Source organism: Micromonospora sp. C81 (assembly GCF_018070425.1).
In the GTDB taxonomy this organism is placed as follows: Bacteria; Actinomycetota; Actinomycetes; order Mycobacteriales; family Micromonosporaceae; genus Micromonospora; species Micromonospora zamorensis.
Genome location: NZ_JAGPXS010000005.1, coordinates 205,071 through 231,036 on the forward strand (window position 1 = coordinate 205,071; position 25,966 = coordinate 231,036).

25 protein-coding genes, 1 tRNA gene and 4 pseudogenes are annotated in these 25,966 nt (G+C 69.7%); 20 read left to right on the forward strand and 10 right to left on the reverse strand.

All coding sequences use genetic code 11. From position 1 onward, the window contains the following. Nucleotides 1-2 precede the first annotated feature (2 nt). Nucleotides 3-407 (reverse strand): VOC family protein, encoded by a 405-nt coding sequence (locus KBX46_RS11850; RefSeq protein ID WP_210792530.1) that lies wholly within the window; start codon nucleotides 405-407, stop codon nucleotides 3-5. Nucleotides 408-567: 160 nt separating this feature from the next. On the opposite strand from KBX46_RS11850, the gene KBX46_RS11855 reads away from it, so the two are divergent. The 14 genes and pseudogenes from KBX46_RS11855 (at nucleotide 568) to KBX46_RS11925 (ending at nucleotide 12,691) form a co-directional block, all read left to right on the forward strand. Then, on the forward strand, nucleotides 568-1,146 hold the full coding sequence (locus KBX46_RS11855) for a DUF5565 family protein (RefSeq protein ID WP_210792531.1): 579 nt from the start codon (nucleotides 568-570) through the stop codon (nucleotides 1,144-1,146). A 15-nt stretch (nucleotides 1,147-1,161) separates the two neighbouring features. Then, nucleotides 1,162-1,806 (forward strand): class I SAM-dependent methyltransferase, encoded by a 645-nt coding sequence (locus KBX46_RS11860; RefSeq protein WP_210792532.1) that lies wholly within the window; start codon nucleotides 1,162-1,164, stop codon nucleotides 1,804-1,806. Nucleotides 1,807-1,890: 84 nt separating this feature from the next. Then, nucleotides 1,891-2,748 (forward strand): patatin-like phospholipase family protein, encoded by an 858-nt coding sequence (locus KBX46_RS11865; RefSeq protein ID WP_210792533.1) that lies wholly within the window; start codon nucleotides 1,891-1,893, stop codon nucleotides 2,746-2,748. Nucleotides 2,749-2,815: 67 nt separating this feature from the next. Further along, the gene (locus tag KBX46_RS11870; RefSeq protein WP_210792534.1) at nucleotides 2,816-3,721 is read left to right on the forward strand and encodes an aminopeptidase; all 906 of its coding nucleotides are present in this window, start codon (nucleotides 2,816-2,818) and stop codon (nucleotides 3,719-3,721) included. Between the two features lie 45 nt (nucleotides 3,722-3,766). Further along, a pseudogene (locus tag KBX46_RS11875) lies at nucleotides 3,767-3,910 on the forward strand (LPXTG cell wall anchor domain-containing protein); the annotation flags it as partial. Between the two features lie 205 nt (nucleotides 3,911-4,115). Next, nucleotides 4,116-4,820, forward strand: coding sequence for a hypothetical protein (locus KBX46_RS11880; RefSeq protein WP_210792535.1), 705 nt, complete (start codon nucleotides 4,116-4,118; stop codon nucleotides 4,818-4,820). 132 nt (nucleotides 4,821-4,952) lie between these two features. Then, nucleotides 4,953-5,486 (forward strand): AAA family ATPase, encoded by a 534-nt coding sequence (locus KBX46_RS11885; protein WP_210792536.1) that lies wholly within the window; start codon nucleotides 4,953-4,955, stop codon nucleotides 5,484-5,486. Between the two features lie 160 nt (nucleotides 5,487-5,646). Then, the gene (locus KBX46_RS11890; RefSeq protein WP_210792537.1) at nucleotides 5,647-6,003 is read left to right on the forward strand and encodes a hypothetical protein; all 357 of its coding nucleotides are present in this window, start codon (nucleotides 5,647-5,649) and stop codon (nucleotides 6,001-6,003) included. A 134-nt stretch (nucleotides 6,004-6,137) separates the two neighbouring features. Beyond that, nucleotides 6,138-6,341, forward strand: a pseudogene (locus KBX46_RS33275) (tyrosine-type recombinase/integrase); the annotation flags it as partial. Between the two features lie 834 nt (nucleotides 6,342-7,175). Beyond that, nucleotides 7,176-7,904 carry an LPXTG cell wall anchor domain-containing protein gene (locus KBX46_RS11900; RefSeq protein ID WP_210792538.1) on the forward strand — a complete coding sequence of 243 codons (729 nt, stop codon included), beginning with the start codon at nucleotides 7,176-7,178 and terminating at the stop codon, nucleotides 7,902-7,904. Nucleotides 7,905-8,120: 216 nt separating this feature from the next. Further along, the gene (locus KBX46_RS11905) at nucleotides 8,121-8,645 is read left to right on the forward strand and encodes a nucleotidyltransferase domain-containing protein (RefSeq protein ID WP_210792539.1); all 525 of its coding nucleotides are present in this window, start codon (nucleotides 8,121-8,123) and stop codon (nucleotides 8,643-8,645) included. Between the two features lie 393 nt (nucleotides 8,646-9,038). After that, nucleotides 9,039-9,563, forward strand: a complete 525-nt coding sequence (locus KBX46_RS11910; protein ID WP_210792540.1) for a hypothetical protein — start codon at nucleotides 9,039-9,041, stop codon at nucleotides 9,561-9,563. Between the two features lie 970 nt (nucleotides 9,564-10,533). Next, nucleotides 10,534-11,445: pseudogene (locus tag KBX46_RS11915) on the forward strand (IS481 family transposase); the annotation flags it as partial. Nucleotides 11,446-12,349: 904 nt separating this feature from the next. After that, the gene (locus KBX46_RS11925; RefSeq protein ID WP_210792543.1) at nucleotides 12,350-12,691 is read left to right on the forward strand and encodes a hypothetical protein; all 342 of its coding nucleotides are present in this window, start codon (nucleotides 12,350-12,352) and stop codon (nucleotides 12,689-12,691) included. Between the two features lie 54 nt (nucleotides 12,692-12,745). Here KBX46_RS11925 and KBX46_RS11930 read toward each other — a convergent pair whose 3' ends face one another. After that, complete coding sequence (locus KBX46_RS11930) at nucleotides 12,746-13,600, reverse strand: protein phosphatase 2C domain-containing protein (RefSeq protein ID WP_210792544.1); 855 nt, start codon at nucleotides 13,598-13,600, stop codon at nucleotides 12,746-12,748. A 145-nt stretch (nucleotides 13,601-13,745) separates the two neighbouring features. Here KBX46_RS11930 and KBX46_RS11935 point away from each other — a divergent pair, with 145 nt between their 5' ends. Genes KBX46_RS11935 through KBX46_RS32865 form a run of 3 tightly spaced genes read left to right on the forward strand, consistent with a single transcriptional unit; the run spans nucleotide 13,746 to nucleotide 14,893 of the window. Continuing rightward, nucleotides 13,746-14,309 carry a hypothetical protein gene (locus tag KBX46_RS11935; protein ID WP_210792545.1) on the forward strand — a complete coding sequence of 188 codons (564 nt, stop codon included), beginning with the start codon at nucleotides 13,746-13,748 and terminating at the stop codon, nucleotides 14,307-14,309. Nucleotides 14,310-14,363: 54 nt separating this feature from the next. Next, entirely contained in the window at nucleotides 14,364-14,735 is a 372-nt protein-coding gene (locus KBX46_RS32470; RefSeq protein ID WP_256440026.1) for a hypothetical protein, read from the forward strand. Then, on the forward strand, nucleotides 14,672-14,893 hold the full coding sequence (locus KBX46_RS32865; RefSeq protein ID WP_307871392.1) for a hypothetical protein: 222 nt from the start codon (nucleotides 14,672-14,674) through the stop codon (nucleotides 14,891-14,893). The genes KBX46_RS32470 and KBX46_RS32865 overlap by 64 nt, the downstream gene beginning before the upstream one ends. Before the next feature lie 17 nt (nucleotides 14,894-14,910). On the opposite strand, the gene KBX46_RS11950 is transcribed toward KBX46_RS32865, so the two are convergent. Next, nucleotides 14,911-14,984, reverse strand: a tRNA-Thr gene (locus KBX46_RS11950). Between the two features lie 144 nt (nucleotides 14,985-15,128). Here KBX46_RS11950 and KBX46_RS11955 point away from each other — a divergent pair. Beyond that, on the forward strand, nucleotides 15,129-16,871 hold the full coding sequence (locus KBX46_RS11955) for a metallophosphoesterase (RefSeq protein ID WP_210792546.1): 1,743 nt from the start codon (nucleotides 15,129-15,131) through the stop codon (nucleotides 16,869-16,871). Nucleotides 16,872-16,978: 107 nt separating this feature from the next. Here the strand turns inward: KBX46_RS11955 and KBX46_RS32475 are convergent. Continuing rightward, nucleotides 16,979-17,188 (reverse strand): annotated as a pseudogene (locus KBX46_RS32475) (regulatory iron-sulfur-containing complex subunit RicT); the annotation flags it as partial. Nucleotides 17,189-17,401: 213 nt separating this feature from the next. On the opposite strand from KBX46_RS32475, the gene KBX46_RS11960 reads away from it, so the two are divergent. Beyond that, nucleotides 17,402-17,884: a GNAT family N-acetyltransferase gene (locus KBX46_RS11960; RefSeq protein ID WP_210792547.1), complete on the forward strand. Its 483-nt coding sequence runs from the start codon at nucleotides 17,402-17,404 to the stop codon at nucleotides 17,882-17,884. Nucleotides 17,885-18,423: 539 nt separating this feature from the next. On the opposite strand, the gene KBX46_RS11965 is transcribed toward KBX46_RS11960, so the two are convergent. From KBX46_RS11965 to tmk, 6 genes are all read right to left on the reverse strand, one after another. Further along, the gene (locus KBX46_RS11965) at nucleotides 18,424-19,284 is read right to left on the reverse strand and encodes a regulatory iron-sulfur-containing complex subunit RicT (RefSeq protein WP_099849985.1); all 861 of its coding nucleotides are present in this window, start codon (nucleotides 19,282-19,284) and stop codon (nucleotides 18,424-18,426) included. 315 nt (nucleotides 19,285-19,599) lie between these two features. Next, nucleotides 19,600-20,280: a hypothetical protein gene (locus KBX46_RS11970; RefSeq protein ID WP_210792548.1), complete on the reverse strand. Its 681-nt coding sequence runs from the start codon at nucleotides 20,278-20,280 to the stop codon at nucleotides 19,600-19,602. After that, on the reverse strand, nucleotides 20,280-20,585 hold the full coding sequence (locus tag KBX46_RS11975; protein ID WP_088951180.1) for a type VII secretion target: 306 nt from the start codon (nucleotides 20,583-20,585) through the stop codon (nucleotides 20,280-20,282). Before KBX46_RS11975 ends, KBX46_RS11970 begins: the two co-directional genes overlap by 1 nt. 1 nt (nucleotide 20,586) lies before the next feature. Next, nucleotides 20,587-20,916 (reverse strand): YbaB/EbfC family nucleoid-associated protein, encoded by a 330-nt coding sequence (locus KBX46_RS11980; RefSeq protein WP_007454690.1) that lies wholly within the window; start codon nucleotides 20,914-20,916, stop codon nucleotides 20,587-20,589. Between the two features lie 145 nt (nucleotides 20,917-21,061). Then, a complete protein-coding gene (locus KBX46_RS11985; RefSeq protein ID WP_210792549.1) occupies nucleotides 21,062-22,327 on the reverse strand; it encodes a DNA polymerase III subunit delta' in 1,266 nt (421 codons plus the stop codon). Continuing rightward, the gene (gene tmk, locus KBX46_RS11990) at nucleotides 22,327-24,426 is read right to left on the reverse strand and encodes a dTMP kinase (protein WP_088952150.1); all 2,100 of its coding nucleotides are present in this window, start codon (nucleotides 24,424-24,426) and stop codon (nucleotides 22,327-22,329) included. Before tmk ends, KBX46_RS11985 begins: the two co-directional genes overlap by 1 nt. 308 nt (nucleotides 24,427-24,734) lie before the next feature. On the opposite strand from tmk, the gene KBX46_RS11995 reads away from it, so the two are divergent. Next, complete coding sequence (locus KBX46_RS11995) at nucleotides 24,735-25,943, forward strand: amino acid deaminase/aldolase (protein ID WP_099849979.1); 1,209 nt, start codon at nucleotides 24,735-24,737, stop codon at nucleotides 25,941-25,943. Nucleotides 25,944-25,966 lie beyond the last annotated feature (23 nt).

The window sequence follows — 25,966 nt, forward strand, 5'->3', positions numbered from 1 at the left end:
GCTCACTCCGGGGCGGTCGACACCATCCACAGGTGACCGTCGGGATCGGCGAACACAGCCGCGTACCCCCAGGGTTGGGCTTGCGGCTCGGTGACCACCTCGCCGCCGGCGGCGCGCGCCCGCTCGACGATCGCGTCCGCGTCGGCGGGCGAGGCGACGCCGAGGCTGAGCACGCACTCGCTCTGCCCCCGCGCGGCGACCTCGTGCCGGCCGATCACCCATCCGAAGCCCCCGGTCGGGACCAGCATCAGCCGCAGACCGTCGTTGACCACGAACTGCAACGGCTCCGGGAGGCCGTCGTCTGCCAGCTCGCCGACGGGGTCGAGGCCGAGACCGTCGCGATAGAAGTGGTACGAGGTGGCGCGATCGGCGATGGGCAGGCTGACGGTCATCGGTACGAAGGTCATGGGCGGACGCCTCCAGATCGTCGGACGGGCACCGTCGCAGCATGACCGCTCCGGACCCGGTTCGCGAAGCCACGATAAGACGTGGCGGCCGATATCGCCGCTCCTTCATGCTGTGCGGAGCCGGCGACCAACGACTGCCGGACAGGAGAGGACGCCGAGCGTGCGCAAGATCCCGACCCTGTTCCTCCGCGACCCGGACGACATGCGCCGGGTGACGTCGGATGTCCACCCGGACTGCCAGTGGGTGCTCGACGGCGAGGGGACCGCCACCCGGAAGTACGACGGCACCTGCGTGATGTACGACGGCGAGCGCTGGTGGGCCCGGCGCGAGGTGAAGCCGGGCAGGGCCACACCAGCGGGGTACCAGCCGGTCATGACCGATGAGGTGACCGGCAAGACCGTCGGCTGGGAGCCGGTCGAGCAGTCGTCCTTCGCCACGTTCCACGCCGAGGCTCTGGACGCGATCGTCGACGCGGATCAGTTCGCCGGCCCACAGCTCGGCGCGACCTACGAGCTGGTCGGGCCAAAGGTGAACGGCAATCCGGAGCAGGTCGCGGGCCACCAGCTCATCCGCCACGGCTTCTGCACGTCTGGCGACGACGACGAGTTGGAGAAGGCACCGCTGGACCACGACGGGCTGCGCGCATGGCTCCTGGCTCACCCGGACTGGGAGGGTGTCGTCTGGCATCACCCGGACGGCCGGATGGCGAAGCTCAAGCGTCGCGACTTTCCCCTCTGATCTAGCGTCTCCGAGGTGGACGTTGACGGTTGGTTGGCAGACACCCGCACCTCCTACGACACCGTCGCGGTCAGCTACGCACACCTGGTGAGCGGCCTGCTGTCGGAGGCACCGCACGAACGGGCGGCGCTGAGGCTGTTCGCCGAGCTCGTGGATGGCGTCGGTGGCGGGCCGGTCGCGGATGTGGGCTGCGGGACGGGACGCATCACCGCCCATCTGCGCACGCTCGGCGTCGACGCCTTCGGGATCGACCTCTCACCCGGGATGATCGCCGTGGCCCGCCGCGATCATCCCGGCCTGAGGTTCGAGGTGGGCTCGATGACGGATCTCGACCTGGCCGACGGGTCGGTCGCCGGCCTGATCGCCTGGTACTCGCTCATCCACATCCCCGACGACCAGCTCGGCGCGGTGTTCGCGCACTTCCGTCGGGTGGTGCGTCCCGGTGGTCCGCTGCTGCTCGGCTTTCACGTGGGCGACGAGACGACCCTCAAGACGGAGGGGTACGGCGGCCACCCGATGAAGGTGCACGTCCATCGTCGCCAGCCGGCCCAGGTGGCGGCCTGGCTGCACGACAGCGGATTCCGGGTCGAGTCGCAGACGACTCTCACCTCGCCGGAGAGCAGGCTCGGCGGCATCATCTTCGGACGACGGGAGCCCTGATCATCGTTGCCAGCCCTCCGGAACCCCTGTTAGCCTGAAACTGCGAACGCTGTTAGCGGTTTGACCTACCTGAATGAGGAACTGATGACGGACGACACGCGGCCCGTCTGGGTGCTCGGCGGCGGCGGAGTGACCGGCATCGCCTGGGAGGTGGGCGTCCTCGCTGGACTCGCGGACGAGGGGGTGACCGTCACCCCGGAGGCAGTGCTCATCGGCACGAGTTCCGGCGCCGTCGTGGGAGCACAGATCGCCAGCGGAACGCCGCTCGGCGAGCTCTACGAACGTCAACGCCAAGGCGTGGCCCACGAGACCTCTCCCGCACTGGGCCTCCTCGACCTCCTGCGCCTCGCCCGAGCGCAACTGTTCGCCCGGACCCCCGAGCAGGCCGCTCGCCGCCTCGGTCGCCTCGCCCTCGCCACGCCCACCCCCGACCCGTCACGACAACGCCGGACAGCCGAAGTCCGCCTGCCGGATCACACCTGGAAGGACGCGGACCTGCGCATCGTCGTCGTCGACGCGGAGTCGGGCAGCAGCCGCACCATCACCCGGCACGACGGTGTCTCCCTCGTGGACGCCGTCGCCGCGAGCTGCGCCATGCCGCTCTCCAGCGCGCCGGTGACGATCGACGGCCACCGGTACATGGACGGGGGCATGCGGTCGACTCTCAACCTCGACCTCGCTCCCGGGGTCGGCCCGGTGGTCGCCCTCGCGCCCAGCACCGCCGCCATCGGCCCGTGGGCGCGCATCGCCAAGCAGCGGGCCGCCCTGGACGAAACCCGCCGGGTGGAACTGCTCCTGCGGGATCCAGCGTCCAGACGAGCGCAGGGAACGAACGTGATGGACAGGTCCGTCGTACCCGCGCTTGTCGCCGCCGCCCGCGAGCAGGGTCGGCGTGAGGCGTCACGTGTGGCTGCCGCACTTGCCACCACCAGCCACTCGTAGGCCGGCCCAGGGTCAAGTGCCGATGCTAGGGCTACGCACTTCCGACTCACGTGTCACGATCTCCGCCATGCGTCTTCCGATCGGCCTCCTCGTCGCGTCCGTCGCGGGCGGTCTGCTCTCGGCTGCGGCGGCGGTGCTCGCCATGCCAGGCGCGTCGATGCAGTTCGGCCTGGTCATGCTGCTCGCACTGCTCGCCTACGTCCTGCTGGATCGCAGTGCGCGCCGCGTACGGTGGGCCGTCGCCGGCGGTATCGGGCTCCTCGCCGTGGTGGAGGTAATGAGACTGCTCTGGTATCAGGAGCAGGTCCTCGAAGTGGGCTGGGTGTCATACGGACCAGCAGCGGAGGCGTCCATATTGGGGCCATGGAGGGACTCGATCGACCGGCAACGGCTCGCCGCGCTGGGTCTGGCGCTCGGCGTTGCCTGTCTCGTGGCGGGCGTGTTGTCACTACCGTCCCGCGGCAGGCGGCGGGGTGCGGCGACGACAGCCCTCGCGCTGCTGCTGCTCGCCTGGTTCGGGCTGGACTCCACCCGGGAATTCGTCCGCTATCCGCTGTCGGACCTGCTCGGGACGGTGTGGCCAACGCTGCTCGCTGCCCTGGTGGCCATGGGGGCACTCGCGCTCTCCGGGTGGCGGGCCGACGGGCGTTGGCTGCTGCCGGTGGGGCTGTTCCTACTGTCACTCGGAGCAGCCAACGCGTACTCGGATCTCGCCGCGATGTGGTCGGGCTGGTGGGAGATGGCCAATCCTGACCAGGACGCCTTCCTGGAATTGGGAATGGCGGTGAGCACGGCGACGGAAGACTCCCTTCAGGTGTCGTCGGCCGTGGAGACGATGATCCCGCTCGCCGGGACGGGGCTGACGGCCGTCGGCGCACTGCACAGCTCTCGCGAGGCCACGGACCGGATGGGCCTGCTGCTGATGGGCGACGAAGGCCGCGATGCCGCTGAGGATGACGGCCCTTCGGCTTAATACACCCAGATCAACACCGTTGATCGCAAAGGCATGGGCGCCCCGGGCGGCGAGAACGGTGAGGGCGGTGGGCTGCCCGTGACCGGTGCCAACACCGCGACCGTGGCCGGCATTGGCGGCGCGCTTCTGCTCCTCGGCGGCGCGGGCTACCTGATCGGACGCCGTCGCCGTTCCAGCTTCGTGGCATAACCACCCGATCGCGCCCGGCTCGATGCTTCATCGGGCCGGGCGCCATCGGCGCTGTTCCGGCGAGGTTCGTCCGACCCGAAGGCGTAGGAGGATCGCGCATCCGCCGACACCCGGCTGGCCTCCCTGCCAGCTCGTGGTGGGCGCTTGTCTGATGGCGGCTTGTTGGCGGCGCGCTGGGGTCTGAGATCTCTGCCAGAATCGGCCGATGCCCAAGATCCCAGGCTATGAAGACGACCCCTTGGTCAATGGGGCGTACCTGGTAGACGAGCCACTGTTCTGGGCGAGCCACCTGTTGCAATGCACCAACGGCGTCGAAGAGCCGTTGTGTGCGGGATTCGGAGTCAGCGAGGCCGACCTGTTGCAGCTTTTTGAACGGGTCAGCGATGAGCGCCAGTGGCCAGTGCTGTCAGTCCCACTCTCGGCAGGGCACCTGCTCCATGTCGTCTACCGCAACCTTCCCGGAGAACACGGGTTCGACTACCTGCTGCACCATCCTGCATGGAAGGCGACGGTGCCCTTGGCAACTGTCGAAGGTTGCTTCAGGGGACCTGGGCTGTGCTGGCCGGAGTTGCTCGCTGTCGCGCATTCGGCGGCCGAAGCCGGATCGGCTCCGCGCCTTGACCCCCACACCTTCCTCCTGTTGCTGCCGATCATGAGCGACGCGGAACTCCCCTCAGACGCGGACGACGTCCTCGCTGCGATGTTGACCGCCTGCGGCGCCACTGGAGAGACCGGGGCGCTGGCCCGCATACTCCTTGATGAGCAGGGCTGCTGGGGTCCGCAGCACTGGACTCTGACCCCGGACGGGCGGATCAGCGAGACCAGGCACGCGTTCCGGCGCCCTGGGGTTATGTCGCCAGGCACGTTGGCTCAGGTCAGCTTGCTACTCGGGTCTGGTGGCAACGCTTGACAACCGCGCTGCCGCAGTTCCTCCGCGATCGTCCGCTCATGCTCGCCGGTTTGGCTGCTCGGCAGGGCCCTGACGCCTCGCTTACAAGTCCTGTACAGGTCGTCCGGTTGCCCACGCGCGTTAATGTGTCCCGTGATCGTATGGCTCAACGGCACCCACGGCGCGGGCAAGACGACGACCAGCGCGCTCGTGCAGCAACTGATTCCCGATTCACGGGTATTCGACGCCGAGAAGGTCGGCGAGACGCTCATGGACATCACGCCGGGGCTGCCCAAGACTGACAACTTCCAGCACTGGCCGCCGTGGCGGCAGCTCGTCGTCGAGACCGCCCGCCACGTGCTCGACTACACCGGCGGCACTCTGGTGATGCCCATGACTGTCCTGGTCGAGCAGTACTGGCGCGAAATCAGTACGGGTCTCGGCGAACATGCGATCCCAATAAGGCACTTCGTCCTCCACGCTGACGAAGACACCCTCCGCAGGCGTATCGAGGGGGAACACACCGTCCCGTCGCCGTTCCGTCTCAAGTACCTCGAGCCCTACGCCGAGGCGGCCCGCACGTGGCTGCATGCCGAGGCCGAGGTCGTCGACACCACGCACCTGACTCCCGCGCAAGCCGCCGTGCAGATCGTCCTCCGAGCTACCGCAGGAAGCTCAGGTGCTTAACCTCAACGTGGAAACTAGGTTGATCTCCACGGACAGCGACCGACATCAACGGGGGACAGCGCAGAGCGTTGATACCGCGTGCAGCGCGGCTACTGCTGATACCTGGTGTTGACCGTTGCGCCGGGCAGAGGAACGGGCACGAAGAACGTTGGGAGGGAACATGGAAATCACTTCTGGCGGCATCCCCGGGCCGCGTCTTGCCGACCGTCTAGCCGTTCGCGGCAACAACGTCTATGGCCGTCTCCCCCATGCCCCGAGGGTGAAAGTCTTGGCCGAGATGTTCGTGCGTGCAGGCTGGCGTGCCCGTGCAAGCTCGTGGACCGAGTATGAGGTCGAGCACGAGTGGGTGTGCATCGAACTGGTCGAGCCGTCACCTGATGAACGCCTTTTCAGCGGCGTCGTTGATCCGTCCCGCGTCGACGAACTCAGTGCCGTCCTCGCGGGTTTGGGCCTGCGCTATTCGATCGAACTGTGGAGCGACGACGGAACAAGCCTCCTGCGAGAACTCGCCGGATGACTCGTTCGGTGTGAACGAATGACCGGCGGGCGGTGAGCTGCCTCTGCCCCCTGCTGACCTGCTGACCTGCTGCGCCAACCCGCCCTCGTCCGAGTCCGTCCGTCGGCGCGCGTACCGATCGTCACTCAGTTAGTGCCGGCCTACGGCAGGTTCGTCTTCACGACCTGCGGCACACGGCGGCCAGCGTCCTTCTCGCCCAGGGCGTACCCGACCGTGTGGTGATGGAGATCCTCGGTCACTCACAGATCAGCGTCACTCTCAACATCTACGCACACGTGGCCCCTGAGGCCACGCGGGAAGCTGCGGGCACGGCTGGAATGGGCGCTGTGGTCCGGTGAGTAGGGTGCTGCTCGCTTGGCTGCTCGGCCCAACGAAGGCAAGCGAAAGGCCCAGATCATGTTCGGCGATCAAGCCGGCGACGTGGGCACATGGGGTGTCCAGCAGCGGAAGTACCTCTCGACATCTCGCACCACTCTCCCGCCGTCCGTCGACCTCTTGCGGCCTGGATGCGGACCGTTTACCTCGGGCTCGTGGCGTGTGTGCGGGGGGCGGGTTGCGGTGTCCAATATTCAGTCCCGGGATCACTCCGGGGACCTACCAGTGCCCGCCCCCGTAGCCGCGCTGTCCCACGTGGGGTTGCTCTGACCGGCCAACTGCGGCGCACCGTAGCAGGCGGTTACGACATGGAAGGTCCTAAGCCGGGGATTAGAAGAAGATCGCGGCCGCCTGATGGAAGGCCATTACCCCTGTTCAGATGGCCTGCCGCCGTCTGGGGATGCCGGACCGGATCGGGTGGCTTGGCTGCACCGCTGGCTATACAGCCATTGGCGTCCGCATCGTGCGCTTCGGCGCTGGTCGCAGCACCTCAGCGATACAGCTTGCCGGGGCATGAGTCCAGCTGTCCGCTGACCCTCGACGCCCGCCCGCCCGCCCGACCAGGGCAGGGCGAGCCGCGCGGCGCCTCGAGCCATCCAAGTCCGCCCAGCTCGCTGAGAGCTTCTTAGCAGAATGATCTCAGTGGCGGGTCTTTCATCCCTTGTGGAGGGGTTCGGGCGGCGATTTTACGCAGTGGGTTGCTCGTTGCGCGGTTCAGGCCGCCGATCTCTTCTTGCCTATCCATCCAGTGACGGTAATATCCCCGTGTTTTGACGTGTAACGGGGAGGAAGACCACATGCGATGGAAGACCCCGGCTGGCGCCCTCATAGCGCTGGCCTTTCTGATTCCGGCCGCGCCGGCGATGGCTCAGACCCCATCGACCGGGCTGAACGCAGCCTGCCAAACGGTCAAGCGCGACGTGTACCAGGACATCCGCAAGCTTACCTCCGACCTGGACACCGCCGATGATGCGCAGTTGCGGCTGGTGGCCTACCGGATCCTCGACGAGGCGCAAGCCAACAAGTTTCCCGTCCTGCCTGGTGCCCTGGAGAAGCCGCTGGCGGGCACCCCGGACGATCTCCGCGCCTACCTCAAGGCGGACGTGCAGAAGGCCTGGTTGACGGATCTGCGGGTCTCGGTGGGCCGAACGATGGTCGACGCTGGTGACAACGTGGACGCTGCCGCGCAGAAGGTGCTCGACGAGGCGGCCGTCGACGCCTACCTGGCTTACCTGAACGACGGCGTGTACGTCGCACGTGCGCTTGACTGCGCGCCTAAGCCCACACCGACGCCGAGCGCCAGTGCCACGCCGAGCGCCTCCCCCAGCGCCACGACGACCGTTGTACCGACCCCCACTTCCTCCGCCAGCCTGGGCGCTCCCGGCGGCGAGAACGGTGAGGGCGGTGGGCTGCCCGTGACCGGTGCCAACACCGCGACCGTGGCCGGCATTGGCGGCGCGCTTCTGCTCCTCGGCGGCGCGGGCTACCTGATCGGACGCCGTCGCCGTTCCAGCTTCGTGGCATAACCACCCGATCGCGCCCGGCTCGATGCTTCATCGGGCCGGGCGCCAACGGCGCTGTTCTGAAGAGGTTTGTCCGGCCCGAAGGCGTGTGCCAGCTTCGGGAGCAAGCCGCAATGCATGTCCGACGAGCCGGCGGCAATCCGTGCCGTTGAAGGCATCCTGACCTGCATTGCGGAAGATCTTCTCGGCTGACCCTGGCTTGCCAGCCGCGTTGGAAAGATGGACATGATCGACACTGCTGACATGAATGCCGGCGAGGTCCAGACGGTTCTGGACACTCTCGCTGCCGCCGGCTGCAACGCATGGATCAGCGGCGGGTGGGGTGTGGACGCGTTGTTCGGAAAGCAGACTCGTCCGCACCGCGACTTGGACCTGGCAATCGCCGCAGAGCACGAAGCAGCGGCCCTGCTGGCTCTCGGCCGGCTGGGCTATGTCATCGAGACTGACTGGCGCCCGGTACGCGTTGAGGTCGTGGCCGAAGGACGAGGCCGAGTAGACCTTCACCCGCTCAAGTTCGACGAGGCCGGCCACGGCCACCAGGCCAGCCTCGATGGCGGCAACTTCCGCTGGCCGAAGGAGTGCTTCACCACCGGAACCATCGCCGGCCGCCCGGTCAACTGCATCTCGGTGGAGCAGCAACTGCTGTTCCACAGCGGGTACGAGCCGCGCGACATCGACCGCGCCGACCTGACCCTTCTGCAGACACTCGCAACGGAGACCCGGCGAGCAGACGAAATCGTCTGATAATGCCCGCCACTCTCACACGACATGGACGCCGTCGCCAACCGCCTGGGCGAGGCGGTCACTGCGGACAAGGACCACCTGCGGACCGGCACCACAGACGGCGGCGTGACAGACCTCGGAAAACGGCGAAGCCCGGCTGCGCGCCCGACCACCCGATCCGTAGCCTCGGCGAGTCTGTCCGGGGCGATGTGCCGGTGTTGGCAGCGCCTGGTGCGCTGTAGCGTGCGCGTCATGACGTTGACGCTCCGGCCCGCCGTGCCGGCCGTCGCCGATCCTCCAGCCGCCAGTGCGGGCACTACCAGAAGGGAGCGCAGACGCCGACCTGCCGTGCCCGATGCTCGTCCCTCGCGGACGCCCCCTGTGAGGCGCCGTTGGCGGCTACTGGTCGCCGCGATGCTGGCTGTCCCACTGTGCGCAGGCTATCTGTCCGCCACCATCGGCCATCGCCTCGATCACGGCAGCTCGTGGTGGCACGGGGCTGACGCCGAGTCCCGCACGGACGGGCCGAGGACGGAGGTGCGATTCGCCTTCAATCCGGGAAGACAGGTCACGTTCGGCGCGACCATCCGCAATCCCGGTCCGTGGCCGGTGACGATCACCAGCATCAATGACGATGCTGCCGATCAGCAGGCTTTCAAGATCGCCCGCTTGGCGGTGAACCACGCCGACGAGGGCACTGCCGTCGTGTTCGACCCGGCTGCGGCGGCACCGTTTCGCTCGACCACGGTAGCCGCGGGCATGGAGCTGCCGGTCTTCGTCACGATCACGATGCCGGACGTGGAGATGGCTTCCGGAGGAGGAATCTTCTTCGATGACCTCGCGGTCGACTACAGGGTGCTCGGCCTGCCTCGTCACCAGCGGGTGCCAATGGGCTTCCGCTTGTTCGTGCACTCTGCGAACGGCTACATCCCAGGCTGACCGTCGAGGGTCGGGAGCGGCCTTGGGATTAGAAGAAGATCGCGGATGACTGGTCAGGCCATCGCGCCCCCGCTCAGCCTGTCCTTGGGTGTCGGGTGTCGTCGTCGGCCACTGCCGCTCTCCTTGGCTGTATGGATGGCTGTACGACCGGCCGGCGCTCACCGTCTGATCCGTAGATTCCCAAGACCATTTCCAGGCCGTCCGGGTCAGTCCGCCTAGTCCTGGTCCTCGGGCGCTCGGCAACTCGATCCGTCCGGTCCCGTCCGGTCCCGTCCGCCCCGGTGGCTCCCATGGGTGGCTCCCAGACTGTCAGCTTGGGAATCGCTCAAGATCGGTTTAGGGCACGGCATTTCCCCTTGCCGACCTGGCCGGCTGTGGGGCCTCGTTTGGCCTCCCGCGACACCACCATGTGGCCCGTGCCCGTCGCCGGGTCGCCTCCGTCGTGGAATTCCCCGTAGTCATGAGAACGGATGCTATTGCACAGGCCCGTCGATTCGGTGAAAGCGGATCTCCTCGTCGGGCAGTCGTAGGACCGTCCAGCCTCCCCGGACGGGGACAAGGTGGAGCGCCTCACTAGCCGAACGACCTTGGCCCCGTCCGGGGAGGCTGGTAGCCCTTGCGGTGCCCGGCGAGGTGATCCGCGGCGGCATCTCTGAGGAGGGCCGGGGTTCGGGGCGGAGCCACGAGATCTTCAAAGTCCTGCGTCCGTCAGCGTGGCCGGCCGGTCCGGCCGATGCCGGCCGGAGGTCGCCAGCAGGCCGGGGCCGGGCCGGCGCGGCCCGCTTGCGGGCCGCCTTGATTCTTAAGAGGTCAATTCGGCAGTGGACTCGGCTCTCCAAGTGTCGTGTCCCGGCTGATGCTTTACATCGGCGTCCCACCTGATGCTTGACAGTGGCCACGTTCGGCTTCTTGATCGCGTGATGTCTGCGGGCATCACGAGATCAGGGGGCCGAGATTGGCGCTGGTGCACATGTCGGTGGTGGAACAGCGGTATCGCGCGGTTCTCGCGGTGAAGGCCGGGGACCGCATGGGCGAGGTCGCCGCACAGCTGGGGGTGACGCGGCAGAGCGTTCACGCGTGGCTGCGTCGGTATGAGGAGGCTGGTCTGGCCGGGTTGCAGGACCGGTCGCATCGGCCGGACTCGTGTCCGCATCAGGCGTCGCCGGAGGTGGAGGCAGCGGTGTGTGAGCTGCGGCGGGAACACCCGCGGTGGGGTGCCCGGCGGATCGCGTTCGAGCTGGGTCGCAACGGCTGCCCGGGTCCGGTGCCGTCGCGGATGACGGTCTATCGGATCCTGGCCCGGCACGGGCTGCACGTGGCGGTCAAACGCCGCCGTGGCCGGGGCGACTATGTGCGGTGGGAACGGGCCCGGCCGATGGAGTTGTGGCAGATGGACATCGTCGGCGGGATCCTGCTCGCTGACGGCACCGAGGCCAAGGTGGTCACCGGGGTGGACGACCATTCCCGGTTCGCGGTGATCGCGAAGGTGGTCCGCCGGGCGACCGGCCATGCGGTGTGTCTTGCCCTGGCCGAGGGGCTGGCCCGGTTCGGGGTGCCCGAGGAGCTGTTGACGGACAACGGCAAGTAGTTCACCGACCGGTTCGGCAAGGGCGGGGAGGTGCTGTTCGACCGGATCTGCCGGGAGAACGGGATCGTGCACCGGCTCACCCAGCCCGCCTCCCCGACCACCACGGGGAAGGTGGAACGCTTCCACCAGACCCTGCGGCGGGAGCTGCTGGACGACGCCGGGGTGTTCGCCGACCTGGCGGCGGCGCAGGCGGCGGTGGATGCGTTCCGGCACGAATACAACACCGGCCGGCCGCACCAGTCCCTGGACATGGCGTTCCCGGCCGACCGGTTCCGGCCGGCGACCGGCCCGGATCAGCGGCTGATGCCGGTGAAGCTGCCCGGCTTCCTCACCGACGCCGTCGGCGATCCCGCCCCGATCGCCTCGCCCGTCGACCTGGGTGCGATGGCGGCTGTCGACGATGCCGAACCGCCGCAGCCAGTTGGCGACTACTGCGGTGGGCCGGTGGAGTTCGACCGGGTCGTGCCGCCCTCGGGCAACCTGCAAGTCGCCGGCAAACAGTTCTGGCTCGGCCCAGCCCGCTCCGGCGTGACCGTGACGTTCTGGGCCGACACCGACGTCATCCACCTGCTCATCGCCGGCGCCCGGATCAAATCCGTGCGCTCACACCTGTCGGTGACCGACCTGGCCATGTTGGCCCGCACCGGTGGCCGTCCGGCCGGGCCGTCGCCGCTGCCCATCGACACGGCGGGCCGTCCGGGCGTGGTGGAGGTCGAACGGACCGTCAGCCGCAGCGTCTCTCTTGGCCAGCACATCATCCTCGCTGCCGAGATCCTCGGCGGCCGTCGCGTCGGCATCCGCGTCGACGCCACCACCCTGACGTTTTTCCATTTGGAAAGTCGCGAACTCCTGCGCACCCGCCCCAACCCGCTCACCCCCGACGAAGTGATCCGGCTGCGCGGTGCCCGCCCGGCAGGTCCCCCGCCCCAACCCGCCACCGGACCCACCCGGGTGCAGCGGCGGGCCTCCAACAGCGGAGTCGTCATGGTCGTCGGCCAGAAGGTCGCCCTCGGCCGGGTCCACGCTGGCAAGACGGTCACCATCGACGTCACGGACACCACCCTCACCGTCGAATGCGACGATGGCCCCCGCACATTCCGGCGGACCAACGACCAGCCGGTCCGCAGCATCAAAGCCCACCGACCACGCAAGACCGACCATCTTCCGGCCCGGGTTTGATCTTTAAAGAGGTGACGGCATGGACCGCTTCGAGGGCCGCTGCTGGCTGGACTGGTGGGCCAACACCTCGACCCTTCTCGGCAGTGTCGAAGTGGCCGTCGTGATCACCGCCAGCGACGCCGGCTGGGACGCCCACGGCCGCCTAGTCAGCGACACCGACGAGGACCGCGACGGCTTCGCGTTCCTCTGCGACCAAGACCCCGTCTTCACGCTGCGCTTCGAAGACGGAAGCACCGTCGCCGTCACCGTCCACCCCACCGACGACCACCGCCGGTTCACCCTCACCGAATACACCGGGCCGACACATCGCCAAGTCGAGCATCACATCGATCTAACCCAACCCCAAACCCGTCTACGATGAGCCCACCGAATCTTCCCTAGGCCACTCCGTCAACCATCAGCTGGGACGGAAACGTCAAGCCTCAGGTGGGACTCGACAAACCGGCTCGCCAAGTTGAGTGCAGTAGGCCAGGGTGGCGTCGTCGTGGGTCTTGCCACGCGGCCACTTCCTACCCTGCAGATCGCTGCCTTCCGTTGCTCGGACTTGCCTGATGACTTCGGCTGGTCCCGACTTAGTGATGAGGGCGAGAACTTCCGGCCAGTCCGCGAGTGCGAAGCGATCCGCGATGCGGCTTGCCCCATCACTGAGCAGGACGGCGCTGGTGAGGCCCTGGATTGGTCGGCTTCCGATGAGGGCTTCGGATGCTGCCTGAGCGTCGCCCGCGGCTACCCAGAAACCGCCGGGCTGGTTGCGGTGGGCGCGCAGAGCTTCGATGTACTCGCGTCGGGCTTGATCGTGCTCCGGGGTTCCGTTAACGGCGGCGTCCATGGCGGCGCGGTAGTGGCTGCCGACGATTGCCTCTCGGTCGTCGGTGATGACCACGGGGGCGTCTCCGGCTTGGTCGAGTACGAGCACGGAGTCAGCAAGGACGAGGTAGTCCGCGCGGTCGTTGTTGACGCGGAAGATGATGACGGTTGCGGAGGGACTGCTCGGGTCGCTGATGTCGCAGGTGCCTCGGTGCGCGTTGGCCACTTGGCCGATGGCCTGGCCGAGAACGGTGGTGAGGTCCTGGCCGTCGTCGGCCGCCAGTTGGGCGAGCAGCGCCGCGCCGAGCCTGCGGGTGTACCAAGCGACACCATGAGTACACGTCGACTTTGCGCCGGACAGGCCAGCGCCGTCGAGCAGAACAACGGCGTTCGGGATGGCGCCGGTGAAGTCCTCGTTGGGCTGGTCGAGTTTCGCAGGGCTGGTTGCCATGGCGACCTGCATCAGGCTTCCTCCAACTGGTAGAGCGGGGTTAGTAGCTCGACCTGGCGCGGCTCATTGGTACCCGGCTCGTACTGCGGGTGGGCCGACACCTGCGCTACGACCCGGCCGACGTGCGGGCGTGGCTCGCCAAGCAGGCGGCGTAGTCGTGAGCATTGAGAAGCGGCCGAATCGGAAGTGGCGGGCACGGGTCCGGGATGCCTCCGGTAAGGAGATCGCTCGGCACTTCGATCGGAAGTCGGATGCGGAGCGGTGGGAGGCGTCGGCCAAGGCTTCCATCACCCGGGGCGACTGGATCGACCCCGCTCGGGCGAGGGTGACCGTGGGCGCCTGGGCAGCGCAGTGGATGGCGGCTCAGGTGCAGCTCAAGCCGACGACGCGTGCCAGGTACGAGGTAGCGCTACGGCGGCAGGTGTTCCCGACGTGGGAGGACTTGCCGCTGTCGGCAGTCTCGTACGCAGAGGTAGCGGCATGGGTGCAGCGGCTCACCGCGTCCGGCCTCGCTCCGGCAACGGTCCGGTACGCGCACCGGGTGCTGTCGCTGGTCCTGGCTCACGCTGTCCGGGACGGCCGCATGACTCGGAATCCGGCAGAAGGCGTGCGGCTGCCTCGGGTGGTGAAGGAGGAACCGGTGTTCCTCGACCACGACCAGGTGGCGATGCTCGGGGACGCGTCCGGGCGGTACGGCCTGCTGGTGCGATTCCTGGCCTAGACCGGCCTGCGCTGGGGTGAGGCGTCGGCGCTGCGGGCGTCGCGGCTGGATCTACTGCGGCGTCGGGTAACTCTGGCGCTGGCGTTCGCGGAGGTCGGCGGCGAGCTGGTGGAAGGCACGCCGAAGAACCATCAGCGGCGGTCGGTGCCGATTCCGCGGTTCCTCGTTGACGAGCTGGCCGGGCACGTCGCGGGGAGGCGGCGCGAGGATCTGGTGTTCACCGCCCCGAACGGTGGGCCGCTGCGTAACACCAACTTCCGGCCTCGGATCTTCGCCGCGGCTGCGGCGTCGGTCGGGTTGGCGGGGCTGACTCCGCACGACCTGCGGCACGCGGCACGCGGCACGCGGCGGCGAGTCTGGCTGTGGCGGCGGGCGCCAACGTCAAGGCGGTGCAGCGGATGCTCGGGCACGCCTCGGCGTCGATGACCCTGGACGTGTACGCGGGCCTGTTCGGTGACGACCTGGACGCGGTCGCCAACCGGCTGGACGAGGCGGTCGCGGCGCGGGATGCGGACTATTTGCGGACTGGCACGGCCGGTGGCGGTGTCGTCGACCTCGGGAAACGGCGAAGCCCAGGCCGATGACCTGGGCTTCTGTACCGAGCCGCCTGACGGAATCGAACCGTCGACCTACGCATTACGAGTGCGTCGCTCTAGCCGACTGAGCTAAGGCGGCAACGATCAGCAAGTGTACGGCACCACCCGCCCTCCGCTCGAACGGGATACCCCTGGCAGTCCCGCCGTCGCCAACCGGACATCGGCCGTCATCTAGCCGTTTACCAGACAGCGGGTGATCGAATGCGGGACTACGCTGCGGCGGGTGAGCGACGAACGCGACGATTCCCCCCACCAGGAGCGTCCTGCCCGCCCCCCGGGTGGCGAACGTGCCGCCCACCGTCCGCGTAGCACCGACCCGCTGGAGCTGGGCTTCACACCGCGCAAACCGGTGCCGTGGCTGGCGCCGTTCCTGCTGATCAGCACCGGCATCCGTACGCTGCTGGCCGTGCTCTTCGGGGCGTACCTGGACAAACGCGAGTTGCAGAACGCGTTCGGCGACGACGTCTTTCGCCAGGTCGGGCCGGACGGTGGGCTGTGGCTGGACTATGTGGCCGACCTGGGCGACGGCTTCAACGCCACGTACTCGGTGGCGTACCTGCTGGCGCAGCCGGAGCTGACGGTGGACGGGCACCGGCTGGCCCGGGCGCAGACCCTGGTGATGGGTGGCGACCAGGTGTACCCGTCGGCGGCCTACGCCTCGTACGAGGACCGGTGCAAGGGCCCGTACCAGGCCGCGCTTCCGGTGGCACCGCCCGAGAAGCCCACGCTCTTCGCGGTGCCGGGCAACCACGACTGGTACGACGGCCTCACCGCTTTCCTGCGCCTGTTCGTCCGCTCCCGGGACCGGAACTTCGCCGGGTGGCGCACCGGGCAGTCACGGTCGTACTTCGCGGTGGAGTTGCCCGCCGGCTGGTGGCTTCTCGGCGTGGACGACCAGTCCGGCTCGTACCTCGACGACCCGCAGTTGGCCTACTTCGACGAGGTCGCCCGGCAGCTCGGCCCGGAGTCGAAGGTGATCATCGCGGCGCCGGCGCCGACCTGGGTCAAGGCGGCCGACAACCCCACGGCGTACGACTCGATCGACTACTTCATCCGGACGATCATCGACCCGACCGGGGCACGGGTGCGGCTGCTGCTCTCCGGCGACCTGCACCACTACGCCCGCTATTCCGGGCCGGACCGGCAACTGATCACGTGCGGAGGCGGCGGGGCGTATCTCTACCCCACGCACAAGCTGCCCGAGCGCATCGAGGTCCCACCGCGGGACACGCTGGCCCGCCGGGCCAGCTCTGCCCAGCCGTACGACCTGGTGGCCCGCTACCCGGACGCGGCCCGCTCCCGGCGCTACGGCTGGGGCATCTTCACCCGGTTGCCGTTCCGCAATCCCGGCTTCACCACTCTGCTCGGGACCCTGCACACCCTGCTCATGCTGGCCATGGCGGGTGCCACCGCGAACTGGGCCGACAGCACCAATCAGCGGCTGTTCAGCGTTCCGCTGGTGTTGATGGTGCTCGTGACGGTGCTGGCGGCGATTCTGTTCGCCAAGCCGCCCAGCGCGAGCGGCAAACGCCACGCACGGCACGGCATCCTCGGTGTCAGTCACGGCGTGGCGCATGTGGCCCTGGCGGCGGCCGGCACCTGGGCGTGGTTGGCGCTGCCGTTCTACGACTGGCCGTGGCCGCTGCCGGCGGTCGCCGCGGCAGTTCTCTACGGCCCGGTGATCGGCCTGGTGGCCAGTCAGCTGGTGGCGGCGTACCTGTTGGTGGCTGGGTCGTTCGGGGTGAACGTCAACGAACTCTTCGCCGGGCAGGGCATCGAGGACTCCAAGGTGTTCCTGCGGATGCGCATCGACCCGGACGGCACGCTGACGATCTATCCGATCGCGGTGGACCGGGTCTCCCGTGACTGGCAGGTGAACCCCGACCAGTCCCCCACCCAGAGCTGGCTGACCCCGAAAACCCGCCTGATCGCCCGCCTACCCGAACCCCCCACGGTCCTGCACTAACCGCACCCCCTCCCCTCTCCTTCCGTTGACCATGAAGTTGTTGCCCCGACACGCCGGTCTGGTTGGCAATAACTTCATGATCAACGGGGACAGGGGTGGGGACAGGGTCAGGGGGTGTAGTGCTGGTCGTGGGCCTGGCGGGGGGCGCAGACGGAGGCGCGGGACCAGGAGCAGCGGGAGCCGTCGGCGTCGAGCCGGACCGTCACCGCGTCGCGGGGAACACTGTGGCCGACCACCCGGCCGTCGCCCTCGGGTGTGGAGACCCGGCTGCCGACCGCCGGGGCGGTCTCCTGGAAGCGCTGGTAGAGCGGATGCTCTCACTTCGCGGGAAGCATTACTAACCCTGCCATCCCGCCGCACTGCACAAACAAATGCGGTTGCGGTGCCCGTTAGGATCTGCCCATGAGTTGCTTTGCTGCTTGGCGCACCCGCCGCTGAGGGTCGGCTCGCCGCCGTTCCCGGCCGCTAGCTGACCCGCCTGATGCCCGATTTGTCGGCTTCAGCACTTCAGCTTGAGAGGCACCTCAGATATGCATATCCGCTCATTTCTTCAGCATGACCTTGCCCAGCTCACCGAATTGACCATCGAGACGTTCGGGCCGTTCTACGAAGACTCTTTCCGACCTCTTGTCGGCGAGTTGGTCTTCGCGAACCAGCACGGTTGCTGGCGCGAGGACTATGTCCAGCAAGTCGCCGAGCTGCACGACCCCGATCAGCACCGATACGTCGCGGTCGCTGAGTTCGACGACACCATCGCCGGCTACGTGGCCTGGTCGGTGGAGCCGTTGCGGAGAAATGCCAGCATCACGATCCTCGCCGTGTCCGCGAGGCACCGCCAGCAGGGGGCGGGTACCAGGCTGTGCGAACACGCGTTCAGCGCGATGCGCGGACTCGGGGCTGAGGTCGTCACGATCGGCACGGGTGGCGACGGATTCCACGCGCCCGCCCGAGCTCTCTACGAAACGCTCGGTTGCACCGCACTGCCAGTAGCCGTCTATTACCGGGAACTCTGATCTGGCGCGGGGCGGGTTGCGGTAACGCACCCCGCCCCGTGTCGCGTGTTCAAATCTTGGCCGGAGACAGCATTACCTGACGAAGGATTGTGTCGACGACGCTCGCGCGAGGCCTGGCTGCGTCGATTATGGTGCCGCTTTTCGGGATCCCTTCCCTGGTTCGATGAAATCACCTGATGAGCTCGCGTTCGGCCGGTCTTCCGCCCCACTCGTCTTCCGGTCGCCCGTCAAGCCGCCGATTCACGATGTCCCAGTCGTCCACGCGCCAGATGTGGTGCTCGTGCCCGCGCCCGTCCAGCGGCTCACCAGTCTCCGGGTCGCCTTGGTAAGCCAGTTCTCGGTCACCATTGACGGGGTCTTAGCCGCGCCGCTGCAGTTCTTTGCAGACCGAGGTCTTGCCGGTGCCGGAGACGCCTTCGATCAGGTAGTTCCTCAGGCCCATCGCCGGATGCCAACCAGCGAGGTGAGACGAATGCTGTCCCTCCTGGCCGCTCGGTCATCGCAAGGATTTGCGACCGTGAGCGAGGAGGCACCCCCGATCATCGCGCCGCACCCTCCGGGCCCAACTGGTCACTGCTTTCGTAGGCGCGGCGGGAACCGCAGACGTCGGCGCGGGAGCACATCGAACGCGAACCGTCAGCGTCCAGGCGGACGGTCACCGCGTCTCTCGGGACGCTGTGGCCGACCACACGGCCCTCTCCTTCCGGGGTGGCGACGCGGGCGCCGATGGCCGGCGCAGACTCGGCAAATCTGGCATACAGCGGATGTTCGTACTTCAGGCAGCACATCAACCGGCCGCACGCGCCGGAGATGCGCAGCGGGTTCAGCGGCAGGTCCTGGTCCTTCGCCATCCGGATGGTCACCGGCTCGAAGTCGGTGAGGAACGTGGCGCAGCACAGGTCCCGACCGCAGGAGCCGATGCCGCCCTGCACCCGCGCCGAGTCGCGGGCGGAGAGCTGACGCAGCTCGACCCGACAGTGCAGGGTGGCGCCGAGGTCACGGACCAGGGAGCGGAAGTCCACCCGGTGCGGCGCGGTGAAGTAGACGGTGCTGCGCTCGCCGCCACCCTCGGCGGAGCCGAGCACGTGGTCGACGGCCACCACCTTCATCGGCAGGCCGTGCGAGCGGATCAGCCGTTTTGCGGCGACCTTGGCCTCGGCCTTGCGGCGACGCAGCGCCTCGTCCCGGCGCAGGTCGTCGTCGACGGCCAGGCCCACCAGGCGGGGGAAGCCGTCGGTCTCCTCGGTGACCCACTGGGCGGCCCACACGCACTCCGCCACCTCGGGCCCGTCGTCGGTGGGCACCAGCACCTTGTCGCCCACCTGTGGGCGCAACTCGCCCGGGTCGAGGTAGTAGAGGCGCCCGTACCGGTTGAAACTGACCGCGCAGAGCATGCCCATACCCCCACCCTACGACGGCCCCGGGCCGAGGGGCACGTCGGCCGTCGCCGGACGACTACGCCCCGCTGCCATTCACGACCGTCGACTTGACCTATTGCCGGGCGGCCCGTCGTGCCGTTGCTCCTCGACCGGACGGTTGATTCCGGGCCCGGGCACGAGACAAGACGCACCCCGGAGGCGTTGAGTGGAGGCATACCTGCGGGGGGTGCAGGGGGAAGACCACGGCGTCGCCGTGGGGCCGGCTCAGGTCAGGCGCCCACGAGCGACGCCGTGGCCTGTCCGGGACCTGGTGACCCCCCCCGCCGGGGGATCTGGCTACCAGCCGACCCGGGTGGGCTGGTCGTAACGGGGTCGCCCGTCCACCGGCGGTCGCCACGCCGCCTCGGCGAGACTCGGCGCCCACTGACGCAGCAGCGTCTCCGCCCCGTCGTACGCGACGCACAGCACCGCCAGCACCCGCGCGCCGATCTCGGCAGCGTCGGCCACACCGGGCCCGATCGGCCCGGGGCGCGTCGACACACCGGCGGCGGTGGCGGCGACCACGGCGACCGCCTCGGCCGAGCGGAGCACGTCGGCCAGCGTCCGGGCCAGCGCGAGACGGCTCCCCTCCACCCAGTCGGCTAGCGCGTCGGCGTAGCCGGCCGTCGATTCGAGTCGCCCGACCAGGCTGTCCGGCCCCTCGTCGAGGTGACGCAGCAGCGCCGCCCGCTGCTGCCCGTACGCGGTGGCGGCCGGACCGGACCAGAGCAGCCCGTCGGTGAGCGCGGCGGAGACGTCGTCGTACCCCCGGACCAGCCGGCGCACCGCGTGCCCGGCGCCAGCGAGCGGCGCGGGATGAAGGTCGAGGAAGCTGCGGACGGCGTCGCCCGGCAGCACCTGCATCCGGCGCAGCAGCGGCCAGACCCGGTGCCCCTCGGGGACACCCGCGGCGATCAGCGCGTCCACCCGGCGCAGCAGGTCGAGGCCGGGCTCGGCGAGCCGGTCCAGCGCGTCCATCAGGGCTCCCCGACGAGCCGGCGGCGGGCCGCCCGGTCGACTTCGGCATAGCGGTCGGCGGCCTCCCGCACCGCCGCGGCGGCGGCGGACAGTCGACCGGCGGCGGCGCGGGCCTCGCGGGCCCGATCGTCGGTGGCGGTGGTCCACTGCCGGTGCAGCGCGCGACCGATCTCGCCGGGGCGACCCGGGGCGTCGGTGCCGAACGCGGCCTGGGCCGGGTCGGTGGCGGTGACGGTGTGCGAAACAGCGGTGAGCGTGGCGCTCGCCTCGTCCAGCCGGGCGGAGAGCGCGCGCAGTGTGTCCATCTCAGGCTCCCGCGAGCGGTCGGTAGGCGGCGAACGTCTCGTTGTGCAGCTTTTCCCGGGCCCACTCGGCGGCATCGGCCGCCGCGGTGACCGCGGCCTGCACGGAGCCGGCCACATCCCGAGGGCTGCGGGTGTGCAGCGGCCCGAGGAAGCGGACGTCGGTGATCCGCCCACCAGCGGTGACCACCACCTCGACCAGACCGTCCGGCGACCGGACGGTCACCTCGACGGTGGACACCGCCTGGTCGAACTCGGCCTGGAGCGACTCGATCCGGCGGTAGCGCCGCACCGCCTCCTCGATCCAGGCTTCGTCGATCTCCCCCCGCGGCATCGGCCGACTCCTCCCGGTGATCCCTCACTCAGCGTGCTGCCACCGTCACCACGGCACACCGGACCGTACCGCACAGCAATTGCGTGTGTCGATGCCTGTGGATGACCAGTCCGGCGAGCGGGACCAGGGCCTCCGAGGGTGCGGGTCAGCCCTTCCAGAGGGCGAGCATCATCGCCTCGACCGCGATCCGCGGTTTGACGTTCGCCTCGATCGCCGCTCGGCAGGCGAGCACGGCCTCCAACCGCCGCAGCGACCCCTCGGCGTCCCACTTCTGAGCGCCAGCGCCGGCCAGCGCGGCGGTGTCGGTGTGCACCGGGGCGACGGGCGCGCGCAGCGCCATGGTGAGCGCGTCCCGATAGAAGCCCGCCAGGTCGACCAGCGCCCGGTCCAGGGCGTCCCGCTGGGCCCGGGTGGCCCGCGACTTCTGCCGCTTCTCCAGCTCCTTGAGCTGGCCGGCGGCACCCCGGATCGCGCCGGACGCGCCCCGCCCGGTGCCGCCCGCGCCGAGCGCGGTCTCCAGCGCCGCCCGCTCGGTCGTGTCGGATTCGGTGACCGAGGCCTCGGCCTCCGCCTCGGCTGCCTCGATCAGCGCGGACGCCGCGTCGAACGCCGCGCCGACACCGGTCAGCCGGCGCGGCACCGCGAGCACCGCCTCGCGCCGCTTGCGGGCCTCCGGGTCGCGGGCCAGGCGGCGGGCCCGGCCCACGTGCCCCTGCGCGGCCGCCGCCGCCCACTGCGCCACGTCGGGCGCGATGCCGTCCCGACGGACCAGCACCTCGGCCACCGCGGTGGCCGGCGGCTGCCGCAGGGGTACGACCCGACAGCGCGACCGGATGGTCACCGAGATGTCGTCCGGGTGGGTGGATGGGGCGCAGAGCAGGAAGACCGTACGCGGCGGAGGCTCCTCGATCGCCTTGAGCAGCGCGTTGCCGGCGGCCTCGGTGAGCCGGTCGGCGTCCTCGATGACCACCACCTGCCAGCGCCCGCCGGACGGGGTGCTGGCCGCGCGGAGCACCAGCGCGCGCATCTCACCGACGCCGATGGAGAGCCCCTCCGGCACCACCAGTCGGACGTCGGCGTGCGTGCCGCCCATCGTGGTGCGGCAGCCGGGGCACTCGCCGCAGCCGGTGCCGTGCACGCACTGGAGTGCGGCGGCGAACGCCCGCGCGGCGACCGAGCGACCGGAGCCGGGCGGGCCGGTGAAGATCCAGGCGTGCGTCATCCCGGTGGACGGGTCCACCTCGGCGGGCGCGCTCGCGGGCTCGGCAGCGCTGGCAGGGCCTGCGGCGACCAGCGCGGGTGCCCGGTCGACCGCACCCGCGCGCAGCACGGCGGCCGCCGCGGCGGCGGCCCGGCGCAGCTCGGTCACCGCCTCGTCCTGACCAACCAGGTCGGCGAAGACGTCCGGCATCAGGTCTTGTGCTCCATCGTCACCAGCTCCGCGTCGGATAACTCAGGCTGCACCGACGTGTCCGGGCCCTGCGCCGGCCGGGGGTGCACGATGCCACCCGGCTTGCCGAGCATCTCCTCGACACGGCGGACCACCTGCCGGTTGATCTCCTCGACCGACCGGGACGCGTCGAGCACCAGGTAGCGCTTCGGGTCGGCGGCGGCGAGGTCCAGGAACGCGTACCGGACTCGCTCGTGGAAGGCGACCGACTCGGCCTCCAGCCGGTCGGTGCCGGTGTTGCGTGAGGCCACCCGGGACAGGCCGGTCTTCGGCTCGACGTCGAGCAGCACCACCAGGTCGGGCTTGAGCCCGCCGGTGGCCCACGAGGACAGCCAGGACACCTCGTCGACCGGGAGTGTCCGCCCCGCGCCCTGGTACGCCAGGGACGAGTCGACGTACCGGTCGCTGATCACCACGCCACCCCGGACCAGGGCGGGCCGGACGACGGTGGCCACGTGGTGTGCCCGGTCGGCGGCGTAGAGCAGCGCCTCGGCGCGCGGTGACGGCGCGTCGTCGCCCGAGGTGTCCAGCACGAGAGACCGGATCCGTCGGCCGACGCCGGTCGCACCCGGCTCGCGGGTGACCACGACCTCGCGTCCGTGGCCGCGCAGCCGCTCGGCGAGCGCGGTGAGCTGGGTGGACTTGCCCGCGCCCTCGCCACCCTCGAAGACCACGAAGAGCCCGGCGGAGACGAACGGCTCGGCCGGCATCAGCGGACGGCCCCGGATGGATCCCCAGAGGTCGGCGAGGACCGGCACGCCCTTCTTGTCGTCCATCTGGCCGAAGGCGCTGATCCCGGCGAAGATGCCGGCGGCACCGGCGGCGAGCAGCAGCAGTCGGGTGGAGGACACGGAGATGCCGAGGTCGGCGATGGTCAGCTTGCGGGAGCCGCCGACGCCGACCAGCACGCTGCTCAGCCCGATGGCCAGGATCAGCACCAGCCGGGTGCCGATCTGCACCACCGCGAAGACCCGGCCGCGCACCTCGTCGGCCACCTCGCCGCCCAGCAGCGTGGTGCCGGCCAGGAAGGCCATGCCGGCGCCGGCGCCGACCAGCACCGCGCCGACGATCGCCATGGACAGGTGGATGGCGAAGGCGAGGGTCATCACCGCGGCGCTGGCCAGCACGATGCTCATGCCGAACCAGCGGCGCCGGGACATCTCCTTGACGACCATCGGGCCGAGCCCGATGCCGAGCGCCAGACCGAAGAAGATAGCGCCGAAGAGCAGCGAGAACGCGGCGTCGCCGGCGCCCAGCGAGTTGGCGAAGAACTTGGCCGTGCCGACCACGATGCCGCCACCGGCGAACGCGCCGAAGATGCCCAGCACCAGGCCACGGACGAGCGGGGTCTCGCCGATGTACTTCCAGCCCTCGGAGAACTGCCGGAACATGCTCTGCTCGGAACGCTCGGCCTCACCGCGCTGCGCCTCGCTGATCTCCTTGATCCCGAATGCCACCACCAGTGCGGTGGCGAGCCGGGAGAAGGAGTTGATCCAGAGCGCGAGCTGGGCCGGCTCGGCCCAGGAGGGCAGGTCGCCGCCGACGGCACCACGGACGCCACGGTCGAGCACGGCCAGGCCGATGGCGGCGGCGATCGGGGTGAGGCCGTACGTGGTGATCAGGGTGAGCTGGTTGGCCGCCTCCAGCCGGGACCGCGGGATCAGGTTGGGGACCGCGGCCTCCTTGGCCGGAATCCAGAGCAGGGTGAGCGACTCGATCAGGAAGGTGGCGATCAGCGCCCAGCCGACCACCAGGCCGCCCGGGGCGCCGGAGAGGGCGTAGAGCGGAATGGAGGCGAAGAGCACGAAGCGCAGCAGGTCACAGATGACCATCGTCCAGCGCCGGTCGAACCGGTCGGCGAAGACGCCGGCCACCGGGCCGAGCACCAGCGCGGGCAGCAGCCGGATCGCGGTGACCCCACCGAACGCGGCGCCCTGGGCGGTGCTGCCCTGCACCTGCGAGGCGGCGAAGAGGGCGGTGGCCAGCAGGCCGAGCCAGTCACCGAAGGAGGCCGCGCCGAGCACGATCCAGAGCCGCCGGAACGGCCGGATGCGCAGCACGGAGCGGATCGCGGCATAACCGGACGGATCAACCTGACCGCCGTTGGGCTGCTTGGCGGCGTTGCCCGACTGGTCGCCCGAGCGCGACACGCCGGGCGACTCGCCGCTGTTCTGGCTTTCGATGGCCGTACCTCCACGTGCCGGCCCATCGCTGGGCACCTCCGGTGGAACACTCTAGACCCGGTGGGGGGCCACCCCACGGGCGACATTCTCCTGCTCGCTGAGCCTAGGCCGCCGGAGGTACCGGCCGCAGCCCGGACGTACGCGAGGGTATTTCGCATTCTCCGTCGGACAGTTAGCGTGCATACGTGGCCATCGAAAGCGACAAACTTCGCGAGCGCCTGGATCGGGCGACCGCACACCTCGACCCGCCGTACGCGGTGGTCGATCTCACTGCCTTCGACGCCAACTCGGCCGCCCTGGCCGACCGCGCCGCCGGCAAACCGGTCCGGCTGGCGAGCAAGTCGGTCCGCTCCCGAGAGTTGATCAACCGGGCGCTCGCCCGACCCGGCTGGCGGGGAGTGATGGCGTTCACCCTGCCCGAGGCGATCTGGCTGGTCCGTGCCGGTGTCAGCGACGACGTGCTGGTCGCGTACCCGAGCGTGGACCGGGCGGCACTCGCCGAGCTGGCCGCCGACCCGGCTCTGGCCGCCGCGATCACCCTGATGATCGACGGCACCGGGCAGCTCGACCTGATCGACGACGTGCGCGCCCCCGGGCAGCGCGCCGAGCTGCGGCTCTGCCTGGATCTGGACGCCTCCTGGCGGCCGATGCGCGGGCGGGTGCACGTCGGCGTCCGCCGCTCACCGGTGCACAGCGCACGGGCGGCCGCCGCGCTCGCCGCCACCGTCGCCGGGCGGCCGGGCTTCCGGCTGGTCGGGCTCATGTCGTACGAGGCGCAGATCGCCGGCCTGGGTGACGCGCCGCCGGGGCAGACGCTGCTGGCGGGCGCGATCAGGCTGGCCCAGCGCGGGTCGTACCGCGAGTTGCTGGCCCGCCGGGGTGCGGCGGTGGCCGCGGTACGCGAGCACGCCGACCTGGAGTTCGTCAACGGCGGCGGCACCGGCAGCGTGGCGGCGACCAGCGCCGATCCCGCGGTCACCGAGGTCACCGCGGGATCGGGCCTGTACGGGCCGACACTGTTCGACGCGTACCGCGCCTGGCGGCCCACCCCGGCGGCGTTCTTCGCCTGCGCGGTGGTCCGCCGGCCGACGCCGGAGTTGGCGACGGTGCTCGGCGGCGGCTGGATCGCCTCCGGCCCGGCCGCCGACAGCCGGTTGCCCCGACCGTGGTTGCCGGCCGGGCTCAAGCTGGTCGGCAGCGAGGGCGCCGGCGAGGTGCAGACCCCGTTGTCCGGCGCGGCCGCGGCCACCCTCCAGGTCGGCGACCGGGTGTGGTTCCGGCACGCCAAGGCTGGTGAGCTGTGTGAACGGGTCAACGAGCTGCACCTGGTCGAGGGGGACGCGGTGGTGGCGACCGTCCCGACCTACCGGGGTGAGGGGCAGGCGTTCCTCTGACCCGCCGCCCGCCCCGGGCCGGC